The organism is Streptomyces sp. NPDC051322, assembly GCF_040689485.1.
Taxonomy (GTDB): domain Bacteria; phylum Actinomycetota; class Actinomycetes; order Streptomycetales; family Streptomycetaceae; genus Streptomyces.
The window spans coordinates 97529-112114 of sequence record NZ_JBFBAK010000007.1 but is presented as its reverse complement, the minus strand read 5'-3'; the positions used below and the strand labels follow the sequence as shown (position 1 = coordinate 112114).

The window sequence follows — 14586 nt, the reverse complement described above, 5'->3', positions numbered from 1 at the left end:
ACCGTCTGCAACCGTCTGCAACCCTCGCACCCGGGCGGCCGGTTGGACGAACCTGGGTCACCAGCCGGGGTGGTGCCGTGTCGGCGCAGCATCGACCCCGGCTGTTACGCGCCCTGCGACGGGGCGGCCCGGTCGACGACCGACGCCAGATCCAGCGTGTGCGGCAGGGTGCCGAACGCCGCGCCCCAGTCACCGCCCAACCGCGACGCACAGAACGCGTCGGCCACCGCCGGCGGCGCCCAGCGCACCAGCAGCGAACCCTGCAGAACCAGCGCGATGCGCTCGACCAGCCGGCGGGCCCGCGCCTCGACGCCCTCCAGGTCGGCGAGGTCGGTGAGCAGGTCCTTGATCGCCCGGTCGAGCCGGTGGTCGGCGCCGCGCGCCTTGCCGACCTCCTGCAGGAACGCGTTGAGCGCCTGCGGCTCCCGCTGCAGAGCCCGCAGTACGTCCAGCGCCTGGATGTTCCCCGAGCCCTCCCAGACCGAGTTGAGCGGCGACTCACGCAGCAGCCTCGGCAGCCCCGACTCCTCGACATAGCCATTGCCGCCCAGGCATTCGAGGGCCTCCGCGACCACCGGGGTGCATCGCTTGGTGACCCAGTACTTGGCGGCAGGCACCGCGAGCCGCAACAGCGCGCGCTCCTCGTCCGTGTCGGTGTCGTACGCGCCGGCCAGCCGCAGGGCCAGCGTGGTGGCCGCCTCGGACTCCAGCGCCAGATCGGCCAGCACATTGCGCATCAGCGGCTTGTCGATCAACTCCCCGCCGAACGCGCTGCGGTGACCGGTATGGTGCACCGCCTGCGCCACCGCCTGCCGCATCAGCGCAGCGGAACCGACCGCGCAGTCGAGCCGGGTCGCCGCCACCATCCCGATGATGGTGCGCACCCCCCTGCCCTCCTCACCCACCCGGCGGGCCCAGGTCCCGTCGAACTCGACCTCGCTCGACGCGTTGGACCGGTTGCCCAGCTTGTCCTTGAGACGCTGCAGGGCGAAGACGTTGCGGGTGCCGTCCGCCAGGACCCGGGGCACCAGGAAACAGGTCAGGCCGCCCGGCGCCTGCGCAAGCACCAGGAAGCCGTCGCACATCGGCGCCGAGCAGAACCACTTGTGACCGGTGAGCAGATACTCGGCCTCGCCGTCGATCGGCACCGCGGCCGTGGTGTTGGCGCGCACATCGCTGCCGCCCTGCTTCTCCGTCATGCCCATCCCGAAGAGGGCGCCCGGTTTCAGTCCGGCGGGCCGCAGCTCCTGTTCGTACACGTGGGAGGTGAGCCGCGGTTCCCACTCGGCGGCCAGTGCCGGATCGGCGCGCAGCGCGGGCACCGCCGCATGCGTCATGGAGAGCGGGCAGCCGTTCCCCGCCTCGGCCTGCGTCCACACCAGGAACCCGGCCGCGCGCCGCACATGGCCGCCCGGCCTGCCCCAGGCATCCGTGAGCCCGGCGGAGACGGCCTTGCCGAGCAGCCGGTGCCACGCCGGGTGGAACTCCACCTCGTCGATCCGGTGCCCGTACCGGTCATGAGTGCGGAGCTTCGGCGGGTTCTCGTTCGCCTGCGCCCCCCACTCCTGGACCTGCGCCGAACCGGCGGCCCGGCCGAGCACACCGAGCTCCTCCTGGACGCCTTCGAGGATCTCCGGCGGGGTGTGCCGCTGCACCGCCTCCACCAGGGCGAGGTCGGAGGCGAAGACGTCATGCCCCACCAGGGGCGGAGGCTGGTTGGTCACGGTGTGGGTGATGGTTGCCATGGGGCTACGGTATGGAGGTGCAGGCAGCAAATGAAACAGGGGAGCGGCATTCAGGCCTGCTCCACCGCGCGAGAGCCCTCTATCGCAACGTCTCCAAGCGTCAGATGGCCTGGTTGCTGGTGAAGGACACCGTCAACTCATGCATGGAGTACCGCATTCTGGGACTCGCGGCGGAGGCGGCGTTCTTCACGCTGCTCTCCCTGCCGCCGCTGCTGCTCAGTCTGATCGCCCTGCTCGGTTACGTCGACGGCTGGACGGACACGCACACCGTCGCGAGCCTCGAGCAGAACATCCTCAACGCCGCCAGCACGGTCCTCTCCGACCGCGGTGTTCACGAGTTCGCCAAACCGCTGCTGGAGGACGTCACCCACGGCAGACGTCCCGACCTGGTCTCCATCGGATTCGCTCTCGCCCTGTGGTCGGGCTCCCGCGCGGTCAACGTCTTCATCGACACCATCACCGTGATGTACGGCCTGGACGGCCGGCGCGGCATTGTCATGACCAGGCTGCTCTCGCTGCTGCTCTACATGGTCGCGCTGCTGATCGGGGCCGTGGTGCTGCCGCTGGCAGTGGTCGGTCCCGACCGGGTGGTGGAATTCGTCCCCGGTGGCGAGGAAGTCGTCGCGATCCTGTACTGGCCGGTGCTCGTCGTCCTGTCGATCATCTTCCTCACCACGCTCTACCACGTGTCGGTGCCGGTACGGTCACCCTGGATAGAGGACATCCCCGGCGCACTGGTGGCGCTCGGCATGTGGCTCCTGGGCAGTTTCCTCCTGCGGATCTATCTGACCGGTGAGGTCGAGGGCCCGACCATCTACGGCTCACTCGCCGCGCCGATCGCGGTGCTGCTGTGGATCGGCATCTCCGCCTTCGCGGTGCTGGTCGGCGCGGCGGTGAACGCTGCCATCGACCGGGTCTGGCCCTCGGTGGCCACCGCCGCCGCCCGCGCCGCGCACGTCCCCCGGCCCGGGTCCGGGCGCCTGGGCATACCGAGCCCCCCGGGCGCCCGGGACCACGGAGCCGACGAGGACGAGGACGACGCCGGATCGGACATGCCCTCGGAATTCCCCGAGCGCTGGTCGCGCTTCCTGCCCCCGGAGGACGTCACCTCCCGCCTGCGCACCAGAAAGCCCGAAGAAAGGCGCACAGACGAGAGGCGCACAGACGAGAGGCACGACTGAGCCGATCGGCCCATGGACCGCCGGCGCTACGTCGGCGACGCGTACGCACAGTGGCCGTCCCGGCTGGACGGTGCCGTCGTCTGGACGCGCACCGTGCAGGGGCCCGCAGGCACACCGAGCGGATCGACACGGCCGCTGATCCGGCCGCAGCGCGATCTCGCCAGGATGCCGATGAGCGCCTACGTGGCGGCGGCGAACAGCGAAACCTCGCAGCCGTCGGGATCGAGCAGCGTCGCGTAGCGCTGTCCCCAGACCGCGTTCCAGGGCTTGAGGTGACCCTGATAGCCCGCTCCGGTCAGTGCTGCGTAGGTGGCGTCGACCTCGGCGGGGGATGCGCAGACGAAACAGAGCCCGGTCCGCCCGGACGACCGCGGCGGCTGCCAGTCGGGATCGAAGGAGCGGACTGTTTCCTCGGTGTCCCACAGGATCCGCAGCCCACCGGGCAGCGCCGCTTCGACGTGCGGCTGGTTGTCGGCCGCTGCGGGGATGTCGAGACCGAGAAGGCGGTAGAAGGCGAGGGAAGCGGCCATATCGGCGACGACCAGGCCGATCGCATCGAGTCGTGGAGTCATGACGGCACCGTAGGCGGACCGGTCACGCGCCGTCTTGTACGAATCGGTCACCGCCGGGTCAGGGGCGCTGTTCGAGCTGGCCGCAGACCCAGGCGAGGGCGTCGTACACCCCCTGGATGTGGTCGTGGGAGACGCCGCGCTGCTCTGCGCCCTCCAGCTGCACGGTCGCCGCGTCCACCTCCGCGATCAGCAGGCCGAGGTCGGGTGCCCCGGTGGTCGTGCCCCCGGTGACCGGTGCGACGGCGGAATGGCCCAAAGCCCAGCGGTAGCCGGTCAGCAGACCGCGGGTGAGCTGGCTCTGCCGAGCCGGCTCCTCGGCCGACGCCGCCGACTTCCGGTAGGCCGCCTCGACCTCCGAGCGGTAGCGGGTGCCCACCCGGTCGTCCTCGGCCGGCTCTGCGCTTTCGACTGGTTCGGTCTCTGGCGTGGTCATATCCATGCGTGTGTCCGATTCCTCGGGGGTGATGTCTGCAGGAGACCGGGCTTTCGGATTCCGTTTCCTGGCACAACAGACTTGGTCTGCGCTTTACACAAGCGGTGCAACCGTCACTGCGGCGCCCTTGTCTCTAGGGATGTTGGCTTTCGGAAGTGATTGAGCGGAGCATGGGCATGGGCGGGGTCAGGGGCAGCATAGGAATCGCATGGGTGGTCGGCGCGCTGCTGGCCGGCACGAGTGCCTGCGGGGGGAACGCAGCGGCCACGGGGACGCCCACCGGCGCGAAAGCTTCCGTGAAAGCGAAGGCGAGCGCGCACCCCGAGCCGACGCACCCGGCAGGACCGCCGATGCTGCTGGATTCGATCGCACCCAAGTCCGGTGCCACCGTCGGGGTGGCCATGCCGATTTCGGTGGTTTTCAGCAATCCGGTGGGCACATCGGCCCGTTCCACGATCGAGAAGCATCTCAAGGTGACCTCTTCGGCACCGGTCACCGGAGCCTGGCACTGGTTCAGCAGCCAGCGGGTGGACTGGCGGCCCAAGGACTACTGGAAGCCCGGCACCAAGGTGAAGCTGGACGCCGACCTGAAGGATGTGAGCAACGGCAACGGCCGTTACGGCACCCATGGTTACCAGCACACCTTCACGATCGGCGACGACGTGGAGGTCACCGCTTCGGTGCCGGGCCACTCGATGAAGGTGATGCGCGACGGCAAGCTGGTGCGGACCCTGCCCATCGACGCGGGCAGCCCGAGCTTCCCGTCCTGGGACGGCACCATGGCAGTGATGGACAAGGCGCGTGAGGTCCATATGACCTCCTGCAGCGTCCACATCAGCTGCACCAAGGGCAGCCCGAACTTCTACGATCTGACCCTGCCCTGGGACGTGCACCTCACCAACTCCGGCACCTACATCCACTACTCCACCGGAGACCCCTACCCGGGCCACAGCTACGGTTCACACGGCTGTGTCCACCTGTCGCTGGCCGACTCCAAGTGGTTCTACGACTTCGTCAAGCAGGGCGACCCCGTCACCATCACCGGGTCGCCGCGCGGCAAGGCCGACGGGGACAACGGCTACGCGGCGTTCAACCTGACCTGGTCGAAGTGGCTGCAGGGCAGCGCGACGGGGGCCCAGCAGACGGCGGGGACTCTCTAGCGCCGCTCCCGGCAAGCTTTGCCCCGTCGGGCCGTCGCTCACAACAGCAGCCACTTCACGACGGAGCGCTCCTCGTGCGCGGCGCGCGCGTAGAAGCCGGCGAGGCCCTCGTGGGTGCGCGAGAAGTGCTCGCGCACCTCCGACTCGGGGACCCGCGAGCCGTAGGGGGCGGTGAGCTCGGTGCGGACCGCCTGCCACAGCGAGTCGAAGGAGACGCCGATCAGAAAGGCTGCGGCCTCCTTCACTCCCGGCGGGGTGAGGACGGCGAACGGCGGCAGCCGGCCGTCATGGTGCGGGACCGTGCGGCCGCCGAGCACCGGCAGGCTGCCCGCACGGTCCTGGCCGGGCGCCGTGTAGAGCCGGTCCACATCGGCGAAGTCCTGCTGCAGTACGCCCGCCAGATGCACTGCGCACAGTGACTGTAAATCGTCCCAGTCGTCCGCGAATTGGGCGGCCAGCCAGTCGGGGTCATACGTGAGCGCGGCAGCGGACACCGACCGCAGATGATAGGCACGGCTCACCGGAGGTCCCCCCTCAGCGACCACTGTTCGGATGATGTGCGCGGACTCATTGCCCCACCCCTCAGACGATTCCACGTACGGCGCGCCGTTCCGGGGCGCTTCTGGCATATCCAGCGTGTTCCCGGAGCGAAACGTCACTGCGGTCCACCGGGGCGGGACCCGGCGGCGGTGGATTAGGCTCCTGGGACGTCGCTGACGGGGCGGGGTGCAATAGTCCGGGCAGCCAGAAGACCGGGCACGAAGAGGCCGGGCACGAAGAGGGAAGTGTGATCCGAGGCGGGGAACAGCGTGACGCGCCGGACCGCGACGCGGAACTGACCCTCGCTGTCGCGTGTGCGCAGCGAGGCGATGAAAGCTCCTTCGCTGCCGCCTACCGGCTGGTGCACCCGGGACTTCTCGGTTACCTACGAGGACTCGTGGGGGAGGAGGCGGAGGATGTGGCATCCGATGCCTGGCTGGAGATCGCGCGCGACCTGTGGCGATTCCGCGGTGACGGAGCGGGTTTCCGTGGCTGGACGGCGACCATCGCCCGCCACCGGGCGCTGGACCATCTCCGCCGCAACCGGCGCAGACCGCGCACCGCGCTCATCGAACAGGACGTGCTGGAACTCCCCGGCGGCCAGGACACCGCGGCGGACGCGCTGGACAACCTGTCCACCCGCCGGGCGCTGGCGGCCATCGCCACGCTGCCGCAGGACCAGGCCGAGGCGGTGCTCCTGCGGGTGGTGGTCGGACTGGACGGCCCCGCCACGGCTCGAGTGCTGGGCAAGCGGACGGGGGCGGTACGGATGGCATCGCACCGGGGACTCAAGCAACTGGCAGCGAAGCTCGGGGCAGGCGCGGCGGGAGTGACGGCCGGGGCGCTCCGGACGCAGAGGAACGAGACATGAGACGCGAAGACAAGTGGGCTGCGGAGGATTGCCCGGCACCCGAGTTGGAAGCTTTCGCCGCCGCGTTGTGCCGCGAGGGAGCGGCGGGGCAGCTCGGCGAGGATGCGGCCGTATCCGCGTACCGGGAGGCTCGCATCGCCGCCGCCGCCGCCGCCGCCGACGACGACGGCCCGCGGCGCCGACGCGACGACTGGCGCCCGGCCCGTCGGCGCCGCGGCGCCGGCCTGCCGGTCCGAGCCGTCCTCGGTGCCCTGTTCGCCGGCGTCGTAGTGGGCGGGGTGGCACTGGCCGCCGGAACGGGATCGCTTCCTCAGCCCTTCCACCGGCACACCGACCCCGCCCACCCGCCCGACCATGTCCCCAAGGCCACCGGTCCCGGGCCGGCGGCAACCACCGCGGAAACCCCGGCCCAGTCGGCACGTCCGCACCGGCCCGTGCCGACGACCCCGCCCGCGACGGCACCCGGCCCTGCCGAGGCCGGGCTGTGCAAGGCGCTGCTGCACGGGAACCGGACCCGGCACGGAGCTGCCTACGGCCGCCTGGTGGCAGCGGCAGGCGGACCGGCTTCGGTGGACACGTACTGCGCCCACCTCCTTTTTCCGGCCGCCGGAGCTTCCGCCCCGCCGACCGGACCGGGGGTATCGCAGGGGCACGGCGCCAAGGCGGCGCAGGAAGCGGAGAAGCACGCCAGGGCGCAGAGCAACGGCGGAGCGAACGGCAAGGCCCCCCAGGACAACGCCACGCACGGCAAGGCCGCCCAGGGCAAGGCCGCCCAGGGCAAGGGGGCGCAGGGCACTGGGGCGCAGGGCACTGGGGCACACGGCAATGGGGCACAGGGAAAGGGCGAACAGGGCCGGAGTGGACGCCTGTCGGACGCCCGGTAAATCGCTGGCACCGGCCGCCGGGCGGGGCTAGAGTCTCCACGTTCCCGGACGCGGCCGAGCGCCGCTTGCGGACGGAAGACACGTCGGTTCGTCGAGGAAGCAGGAGGTGAGGACATTGATGACGGTCATGGTGACGGGCGCTGCCCGCTTGCAGAACTTCCTCTTTTCCACCCCTGTGGTCTCCGGCTGACACTCACTCAACTTCCGCGCGTGGTCAGCGCGCCGCCGGGGTCCGCCCATGTGAAGGGTCACCCCTTGTCTTCCTCGTTCCTGTCCTCCTCCCCTTCGACCTCCGCTGCTCCGCACCCGCTGTCCCGCTACGGCTGGGACGAGCGCTGGGAGGCGGAGTTCCTTCCGTACGCCGAGCAGGGGCTGCTGCCCGGCCGGGTCGTACGGGTCGACCGCGGCCTCTGCGATGTCGTCACCCCGGCGGGCACCGTACGGGCCGACACCGAGTACGTCGTGCCGCGCGACCCGATGCGGGTGGTGTGCACCGGTGACTGGGCGGCTGTCGATCCGGCCGGCGATCCGCAGTTCGTCCGGACACTCCTGCCGCGCCGCACCGCATTCGTCCGGTCGACATCCTCGAAGCGCTCCGAGGGACAGGTGCTCGCGGCCAACGTCGATCACGCGATCATCGCGGTGCCGTTGTCCGTCGAGCTCGACCTCGGCCGGATCGAGCGCTTCCTCGCGCTGGCGTGGGAGTCCGGCGCCGAACCGCTGATCGTCCTCTCCAAGGCGGATCTGGTCCCGGACGCCACCGGGCTCTCCTATCTGGTCGCGGATGCCGAGAGCGCGGCGCCCGGCGTTCAGGTGGTGCCCGTCAGCTCGGCCACCGGCGAGGGCATCGACGTCCTCGCCGCCATCGTGGCGGACGGCACCAGCGTGCTGCTCGGCGTCTCCGGCGCGGGCAAGTCCACCCTGGCCAACGCCCTCATCGGGGCGGACGTCATGGAGGTGCAGGCCGTCCGTGACATCGACGGCAAGGGCCGGCACACCACGACCACCCGCAATCTGCTGGTGCTGCCCGGCGGAGGCGTGCTCATCGACACGCCGGGACTGCGCGGCGTCGGGCTCTGGGACGCATCGAGCGGAGTCGGCCAGGTCTTCTCGGAGATCGACGTGCTCGCCGGGGAGTGCCGTTTTCACGACTGCGCGCATGAGGCCGAGCCGGGATGCGCGGTGCTCGCGGCGATCGAGGACGGCTCGCTGCCGGTTCGCCGGCTCGAGAGCTATCGCAAGCTGTTGCGCGAGAACCAGCGCATCATCGCCAAGACGGACGCCAGGCTGCGCGCCGAGATCCGGCGTGACTGGAAGATGAAGGGAGCGGAGGGCCGGGCGAACATGGAGGCCAAGCGCGGCAGGACCCGCCGCTCCTGAAACCCGGCCCGAACGGGCAGCCGGCCGACCGAACAGGCAACCGGCGGCCGCCGAGCAGCTGGTTGTCCGAATCCCGCTGGCCCACGACCGGACCCGGACGCACACTGGTCCTGTGATGGATGACGAGACCGCTTACCGAGCGGTGCGCAGCCGGGACGCACGCTTCGACGGCGAGTTCTTCTTCGGGGTGCGCACCACGGGGATCTACTGTCGGCCGAGCTGCCCGGCAGTGACCGCCAAGCGCCACAACGTCTTCTTCTATCCGACCGCGGCGGCGGCCCAGGGACAAGGGTTCCGGGCCTGCCGCCGCTGCCGGCCGGACGCGGTGCCCGGCTCGTCCGCGTGGAACGTGCGTGCCGACGCGGTGGGGCGGGCGATGCGCATGATCAGTGACGGGGTGGTGGACCGTGAAGGGGTGCCGGGCCTGGCCCTCCGGCTCGGATACAGCACCCGGCAGGTGCAGCGACAGCTCACCGCCGAACTCGGGGCCGGACCGGTGGCTCTCGCGCGGGCACAGCGCGCGCACACCGCACGCGTGCTGCTGCAGACCACCGGCCTGCCGGTCACCGAGATCGCCTTCGCGTCCGGGTTCGCCAGCGTGCGGCAGTTCAACGACACCATCCGGCAGATCTACGCCCGCACCCCCAGCCAACTCCGCGCCGAAGCCGCGGTGCCCGTCGCGCGCGACACGGCCGGTATCCCGCTGCGGCTCGCTTACCGCGGACCCTATGCGGCGCGTGAGGTCTTCGATCTGCTCGCCAGGGAAGCCATCCCGCGCGTCGAGGAAATGCTGGGCGTGTCCGGCGCCCGTACGTACCGGCGCACCCTGCGGCTGCCCTACGGCTCCGGCATCGTCGCCGTGGCCGAGCGGTCCGCCGGTCGCTGGCTGGACGCCCGGATCCAGCTGACCGACCTGCGCGACCTCACCACCGCGGTGCAACGTCTGCGGCGTCTCTTCGATCTCGACGCCGATCCCCGGGCCATCGACGAACGGCTTTCCGCGGATCCCCGCCTCGCCCCACTGGTCTCCCGCCGGCCGGGGCTGCGCTCGCCCGGCGCCGCGGAGCCCGAGGAGTTCGCGGTACGGGCGCTGGCCGGCCGGGCGAAGTCCGAATGGCTCGCGGAGCGGTACGGGACGCCGCTCGACCAGCCGTGCGGCGGCCTCACCCACCTCTTCCCCGCGCCGGCCGACCTGCTGGCGGACGAGCCGTCACTGGGCGCGGTGGCCGACGTACGGCTCGATCCCGGCGCCGACCGGGACGACACCGAGCGGGCACTTTTCGCCCTGCCCGGCATGACCCCGGTCGCGGCGGCGCTGATCCGGATGCGTGCGCTGGGGGATCCCGACGTGGCCCCGGTGGGGGAGACGGAAACCGACAGCTGGCGCCCCTGGAGGTCGTACGCCGTGCGGCACATCTGGCTGGACGACCGGCCGCCGACGGGCAACCCGCAGCACTCTCCCAGGTCTCCAGTTGCTGCTTAGCCCGATGCCCGGTCCGGGTCGAGCCCCCAGCTGTGGATCTTCTGCGGCTTGATTCGGATCAGCTCCTCGCTGAAGTGCGGGCCCAGATCGTGCGGGCCGGTCAGCAGCTCGGCCTCGCCCCTGATGTCCACCCCGCGCACCTTCCACGGCCGCACGCTCACCACATCGTCGACGACCAGCGCGACCTTGGGATTGGCCTGCAGGTTGCGCCACTTCTTGGTCGTCCCCAGGGCGTAGCCGCCGATCAGGATGGTGCCGTCCGGCTGCGGGAAGAAACCGACCGGATTGGCCTGCGGCTGCCCCCGCGGGTCGACCGTCGCCAGCCGTCCCACACGCTGGGTGGCGAGATATTCGCGCTCGGCCTCGGTGAATTCGCTCATGGACCCAGCATCGCGCAGGGAGGTGCCCCCGTCGCCGGGTTCGGGTCAGTAACCCCGGAACACCACACCCAGCCAGCCGCCCACGACCAGCAGCGCGGCGAAGAGCCGGACCAGCAGCGAGGTACCGATGCCACGCATGATGGTCCGAGTGGACGCGCGGCCGGCGCGGTGGCTGCCGAGCCGCGCTCGTTCCGCCAGATAGATCCCGCCGACGAACCCGGCGATGCCGCCCACCACCGGCACCACGAAGAAGCCGACGATCCCGGCCGCCCCGCCGATGTGAACGGTCCGGCGCGGCGCCCCGGATTGCCGGGGCCGCCGGGCGAGCAGCAGGCGCAGAGCCTGGCTCAGCAGCAGTACGGCGGTGGCACCGGCCAGTACGCCCCAGGCCAGGCCGGTGGCGTCGGTCAGCGCCCACCAGGCCACCGCCGCCCAGACGATCGCCTGGCCCGGCACCCCGGGAATCAGCACCCCGATCAGTCCCAGCAGCATCACCAGGCCCACCGCGAGCAGCTGCCACGCACTCATCTGCCCAGCGTGCCGGAAGCGGCCGGGTCCCGCAGCACGGCGTCCGACCTGCTGCAACTGCAGGCAACGACCGGCGTACAGGACCGGGCCGCAACTGCCGCGACGGAGAGCCGCGTTGAGGGCGATCGACATAGCAGCCACGGCGCGGGGGCCAATATCGCGCGCCCTGTACCGGGACCACCGCATCGATGGACAATAGGGTCATGAGTCAGCAGGGGGAGAGGCCGGCCGCCGACGACGACTGGTGGAGCCGGCTGTACGACGAGACCGCCGAGGACCAGGGGGCCGCCGCCACGGGCGACAGCCTCGACGACCGGTTCGACTCCGTGGCCGACACGGTGAACGCAGTGCCGGAGTCTCCGCCCGGCGGAGCACCGGCCTTCGGGGAGGAAGTCCCCCGGCCGCCCGCCGTGCCCCGGGCGCGTGCTCCCTGGGAGCCGCCCGCCGGTACGCAACAGCCGCCCCGCACCTTCCCCCCGGGTCTGCCCGTACGCCGCGCCGCACGGGACAGCCCGCCGCCCCCCGTGCCGGAAGCGGCGTCCGCCCCGGTTCAGCAGGCCACCGGTGACGATCCCTCGCCGCGCCCCGCGGTCGACCATGTGGGTGACGGCCCACCCACCTACGACGCCGAACCCACCGCACTCCCCGCCGCGCATCCCGACGCTCTCGGCGGTCTGATCGCCGACACCGTCCTGGACGGCGCCAGCTACGGCTCGTACACCCTGCGGGCCGCATCGGTGCGCGGCGACTCCGCCCGCTACCGCGGTGAGCTCCGCCGCGACGCCCTGCTCACCGCCCGGTTCGGCAGCGGCGCCGACGCACTGGTGCTGGTCGCCGTGGCCAGCGGTGCGCGCGTCTCGGACGGGGCCCATCTGGCGGCGGCGGACGCCTGCCGCTGGATCGGCGGAGCCGTCGGACGCAGCCGGCTACGTCTCGCCGAGGACATCAGGGCGGGCCGCAGGGGCGACCTCAAATCAGGTCTGCACCGGCTCACCGGACGCGGTTACGGCAAGCTGCGGGCCCGCGCCGCCGAACTCGGGCTGGCACCGGACGATTACACCGCCACGCTGCGCTGTCTGTTGCTCTCCGGCGACCCGGAGTGCCGCACCCGGGTTTTCTTCGGGGTCGGCGGCGGCGGACTCTTCCGTCTGCGTGACGGCGCCTGGCACGATCTGGAGCCACGGCTCCCGGCCCACTCCGCGGTCACCGGTGAGGCCGTCGTCGGCTTCGGCTCGGAACCCGCCGAGACCCCCGAAGGCGACCGGCTGACGATGGACCTCGCCATCACCACACCCCCGTCCCCGTACGTCGAGAGCCCGCCCCCGCCACCCAGCGAACCGTTCCGCTTCCGTGCGTCCGTGGCGCACCCCGGGGACACCTTGCTGCTGTGCAGTGCCGGGCTCGCCGATCCGCTGCGTGGTGAGCCCGCGCTGGCCGACGAACTGGCCGGGCGCTGGGGGCCCGCCGAGCCCCCCGGCCTCGCCGCGTTCCTGGCCGACACGCAGTTGCGCGTGAAGGGGTACGCGGACGACCGGACGGCCGCCGCGGTCTGGGAGCGATAGGGACGCACCTCATGTCTGCGTACCTCATGTAGAGGCGTACTAATGCGGGCGCAACGGCTCCGGACATGGGTTGATGGAGCCATGGCCAAACAGAACGTCGCTGAGCAGTTCGTCGACATCCTCGTCAGCGCCGGCGTGCAGCGCCTCTACGGCGTCGTCGGCGACAGCCTGAACCCCGTCGTGGACGCCATCCGGCGCAACCCCGCCATCGACTGGATCCAGGTGAGACACGAGGAGGCCGCCGCCTTCGCGGCCGGCGCCGAGGCCCAGCTCACCGGAAAACTCGCCGCCTGCGCCGGTTCCTGCGGTCCCGGGAATCTGCATCTGATCAACGGCCTGTTCGACGCCCACCGCTCGATGGCGCCGGTGCTCGCCCTCGCCTCGCACATCCCTTCCAGCGAGATCGGGCTCGGATACTTCCAGGAGACCCATCCCGACCGGCTGTTCCAGGAGTGCAGCCACTACAGCGAGATGATCTCCAGCCCCCAGCAGATGCCCCGCCTGCTCCAGACCGCCATCCAGCACGCGGTCGGCCGCAGCGGTGTCAGTGTGGTCACTCTCCCCGGTGACATCGCGGCCGCGCCGGCGCCCACCAGAGGTGTCGAACACGCCCTGGTCACCGCGCGGCCCTCGGTGCGTCCGGGAGAGGCGGAGATCGAGAAGCTCGCCCGCCTGATCGACGAGGCGGACCGGGTCACGCTCTTCTGCGGCAGCGGGACAGCGGGCGCCCACGCCGAGGTGATGGAGTTCGCCGAGCGGATCAAATCTCCGGTCGGCCACGCGCTGCGCGGCAAGGAATGGATCCAGTACGACAATCCGTACGACGTCGGGATGAGCGGGCTGCTCGGTTACGGCGCCGCGTACGAGGCGACCCATGAGTGCGACCTGCTGCTCCTGCTGGGCACCGACTTCCCGTACAACGCCTTCCTCCCCGATGATGTCAAGATCGCCCAGGTGGACGTCCGTCCCGAACACCTCGGCAGGCGCACCAAGCTGGATCTGGCCGTCTGGGGTGATGTCCGCGAGACGTTGCTGGCGCTGATGCCCAGGGTGCGCGCGAAGACCAGCCGCACCTTCCTCGACAAGATGCTGAAGAAGCACGCCGACGCCCTCGAGGGGGTGGTCAAGGCATACACCCGCAAGGTCGAGGCGCACGTCCCCATCCACCCCGAGTACGTGGCCTCGGTTCTGGACGAACTCGCCGACGACGACGCGGTGTTCACCGTGGACACCGGCATGTGCAATGTCTGGGCGGCGCGCTACCTGTCGCCCAACGGACGTCGCCGGGTGATCGGTTCGTTCAGCCACGGCTCGATGGCCAATGCTCTGCCGCAGGCCATCGGAGCCCAGTTCATCGACCGGAACCGGCAGGTCGTCTCGATGTCCGGCGACGGTGGCTTCTCGATGCTGATGGGTGACTTCCTCACCCTCGTCCAGTACGACCTGCCGGTGAAGATCGTCCTCTTCAACAACTCCTCCCTCGGCATGGTCGATCTGGAGATGCTGGTGGCCGGTCTGCCGTCGTACGGCACCGACAATCACAACCCCGACTTCGCGGCCATCGCCCGGGCATCCGGTGCCTTCGGCGTACGGGTCGAGAAGCCCAAGCAGCTGGCCGGGGCGCTGAAGGACGCCTTCAAGCACAAGGGACCCGCCCTGGTGGATGTGGTCACCGACCCCAACGCGCTCTCCATCCCGCCGAGGATCAGTGCCGACATGGTCACCGGTTTCGCGCTCTCCGCGTCCAAGATCGTGCTGGCCGGCGGGGTGGGCCGGATGGTGCAGATGGCCCGCTCCAACCTGCGGCACGTACCCAGGCCGTGACGGATGCGCCCGCCCCGGCAACAGCACCGGGGCGGGCGGAGCC

General features: G+C 70.9%; 14 protein-coding genes. 8 read left to right on the top strand and 6 right to left on the bottom strand.

Annotated elements, in window-relative coordinates:
- Positions 1 to 104: 104 nt before the first annotated feature.
- Positions 105 to 1745, bottom strand: a complete 1641-nt coding sequence (locus AB0436_RS17940) for an acyl-CoA dehydrogenase family protein (RefSeq protein ID WP_366468844.1) — start codon at positions 1743 to 1745, stop codon at positions 105 to 107.
- A gap of 17 nt (positions 1746 to 1762) precedes the next feature.
- On the opposite strand from AB0436_RS17940, the gene AB0436_RS17935 reads away from it, so the two are divergent.
- Positions 1763 to 2926, top strand: a complete 1164-nt coding sequence (locus tag AB0436_RS17935; protein WP_366468843.1) for a YihY/virulence factor BrkB family protein — start codon at positions 1763 to 1765, stop codon at positions 2924 to 2926.
- A 179-nt stretch (positions 2927 to 3105) separates the two neighbouring features.
- On the opposite strand, the gene AB0436_RS17930 is transcribed toward AB0436_RS17935, so the two are convergent.
- On the bottom strand, positions 3106 to 3498 hold the full coding sequence (locus AB0436_RS17930) for a VOC family protein (RefSeq protein WP_366468842.1): 393 nt from the start codon (positions 3496 to 3498) through the stop codon (positions 3106 to 3108).
- Between the two features lie 58 nt (positions 3499 to 3556).
- On the bottom strand, positions 3557 to 3931 hold the full coding sequence (locus AB0436_RS17925; protein ID WP_366468841.1) for a hypothetical protein: 375 nt from the start codon (positions 3929 to 3931) through the stop codon (positions 3557 to 3559).
- A gap of 176 nt (positions 3932 to 4107) precedes the next feature.
- Here AB0436_RS17925 and AB0436_RS17920 point away from each other — a divergent pair, with 176 nt between their 5' ends.
- Positions 4108 to 5091, top strand: a complete 984-nt coding sequence (locus AB0436_RS17920; RefSeq protein ID WP_366469112.1) for a L,D-transpeptidase — start codon at positions 4108 to 4110, stop codon at positions 5089 to 5091.
- A gap of 38 nt (positions 5092 to 5129) precedes the next feature.
- Here AB0436_RS17920 and AB0436_RS17915 read toward each other — a convergent pair whose 3' ends face one another.
- On the bottom strand, positions 5130 to 5612 hold the full coding sequence (locus AB0436_RS17915) for a DUF1877 family protein (RefSeq protein WP_366468840.1): 483 nt from the start codon (positions 5610 to 5612) through the stop codon (positions 5130 to 5132).
- 266 nt (positions 5613 to 5878) lie between these two features.
- On the opposite strand from AB0436_RS17915, the gene AB0436_RS17910 reads away from it, so the two are divergent.
- The 4 genes from AB0436_RS17910 to AB0436_RS17895 all read left to right on the top strand — a co-directional run bounded on the left by AB0436_RS17910 (position 5879) and on the right by AB0436_RS17895 (position 10249).
- Positions 5879 to 6502: an RNA polymerase sigma factor gene (locus AB0436_RS17910; RefSeq protein ID WP_366468839.1), complete on the top strand. Its 624-nt coding sequence runs from the start codon at positions 5879 to 5881 to the stop codon at positions 6500 to 6502.
- Entirely contained in the window at positions 6499 to 7386 is an 888-nt protein-coding gene (locus AB0436_RS17905) for a hypothetical protein (RefSeq protein WP_366468838.1), read from the top strand. Before AB0436_RS17910 ends, AB0436_RS17905 begins: the two co-directional genes overlap by 4 nt.
- Positions 7387 to 7641: 255 nt before the next feature.
- On the top strand, positions 7642 to 8766 hold the full coding sequence (gene rsgA, locus AB0436_RS17900; RefSeq protein WP_366468837.1) for a ribosome small subunit-dependent GTPase A: 1125 nt from the start codon (positions 7642 to 7644) through the stop codon (positions 8764 to 8766).
- A gap of 115 nt (positions 8767 to 8881) precedes the next feature.
- The gene (locus AB0436_RS17895) at positions 8882 to 10249 is read left to right on the top strand and encodes an AlkA N-terminal domain-containing protein (protein WP_366469111.1); all 1368 of its coding nucleotides are present in this window, start codon (positions 8882 to 8884) and stop codon (positions 10247 to 10249) included.
- Here the strand turns inward: AB0436_RS17895 and AB0436_RS17890 are convergent.
- Together AB0436_RS17890 and AB0436_RS17885 are read right to left on the bottom strand one after the other, a co-directional pair.
- Positions 10246 to 10629 (bottom strand): PPOX class F420-dependent oxidoreductase, encoded by a 384-nt coding sequence (locus tag AB0436_RS17890; protein WP_366468836.1) that lies wholly within the window; start codon positions 10627 to 10629, stop codon positions 10246 to 10248. The genes AB0436_RS17895 and AB0436_RS17890 overlap by 4 nt on opposite strands.
- A gap of 45 nt (positions 10630 to 10674) precedes the next feature.
- Positions 10675 to 11157, bottom strand: coding sequence for a DUF456 domain-containing protein (locus tag AB0436_RS17885; protein WP_366468835.1), 483 nt, complete (start codon positions 11155 to 11157; stop codon positions 10675 to 10677).
- Positions 11158 to 11360: 203 nt separating this feature from the next.
- On the opposite strand from AB0436_RS17885, the gene AB0436_RS17880 reads away from it, so the two are divergent.
- Complete coding sequence (locus tag AB0436_RS17880; protein WP_366468834.1) at positions 11361 to 12719, top strand: protein phosphatase 2C domain-containing protein; 1359 nt, start codon at positions 11361 to 11363, stop codon at positions 12717 to 12719.
- Positions 12720 to 12800: 81 nt separating this feature from the next.
- Complete coding sequence (locus tag AB0436_RS17875) at positions 12801 to 14543, top strand: pyruvate dehydrogenase (RefSeq protein ID WP_366468833.1); 1743 nt, start codon at positions 12801 to 12803, stop codon at positions 14541 to 14543.
- Positions 14544 to 14586: the final 43 nt, after the last annotated feature.

Bases quoted from the DNA above. Each gene is read 5' to 3' on its own strand.
- AB0436_RS17920 (WP_366469112.1), top strand. From the start codon at position 4,108: ATGGGCGGGGTCAGGGGCAGCATAGGAATCGCATGGGTGGTCGGCGCG.
- AB0436_RS17875 (WP_366468833.1), top strand. From the start codon at position 12,801: ATGGCCAAACAGAACGTCGCTGAGCAGTTCGTCGACATCCTCGTCAGC.
- AB0436_RS17925 (WP_366468841.1), bottom strand. From the start codon at position 3,931: ATGACCACGCCAGAGACCGAACCAGTCGAAAGCGCAGAGCCGGCCGAG.
- AB0436_RS17905 (WP_366468838.1), top strand. From the start codon at position 6,499: ATGAGACGCGAAGACAAGTGGGCTGCGGAGGATTGCCCGGCACCCGAG.
- AB0436_RS17885 (WP_366468835.1), bottom strand. From the start codon at position 11,157: ATGAGTGCGTGGCAGCTGCTCGCGGTGGGCCTGGTGATGCTGCTGGGA.
- AB0436_RS17930 (WP_366468842.1), bottom strand. From the start codon at position 3,498: ATGACTCCACGACTCGATGCGATCGGCCTGGTCGTCGCCGATATGGCC.
- AB0436_RS17890 (WP_366468836.1), bottom strand. From the start codon at position 10,629: ATGAGCGAATTCACCGAGGCCGAGCGCGAATATCTCGCCACCCAGCGT.
- AB0436_RS17940 (WP_366468844.1), bottom strand. From the start codon at position 1,745: ATGGCAACCATCACCCACACCGTGACCAACCAGCCTCCGCCCCTGGTG.
- AB0436_RS17895 (WP_366469111.1), top strand. From the start codon at position 8,882: ATGGATGACGAGACCGCTTACCGAGCGGTGCGCAGCCGGGACGCACGC.
- AB0436_RS17880 (WP_366468834.1), top strand. From the start codon at position 11,361: ATGAGTCAGCAGGGGGAGAGGCCGGCCGCCGACGACGACTGGTGGAGC.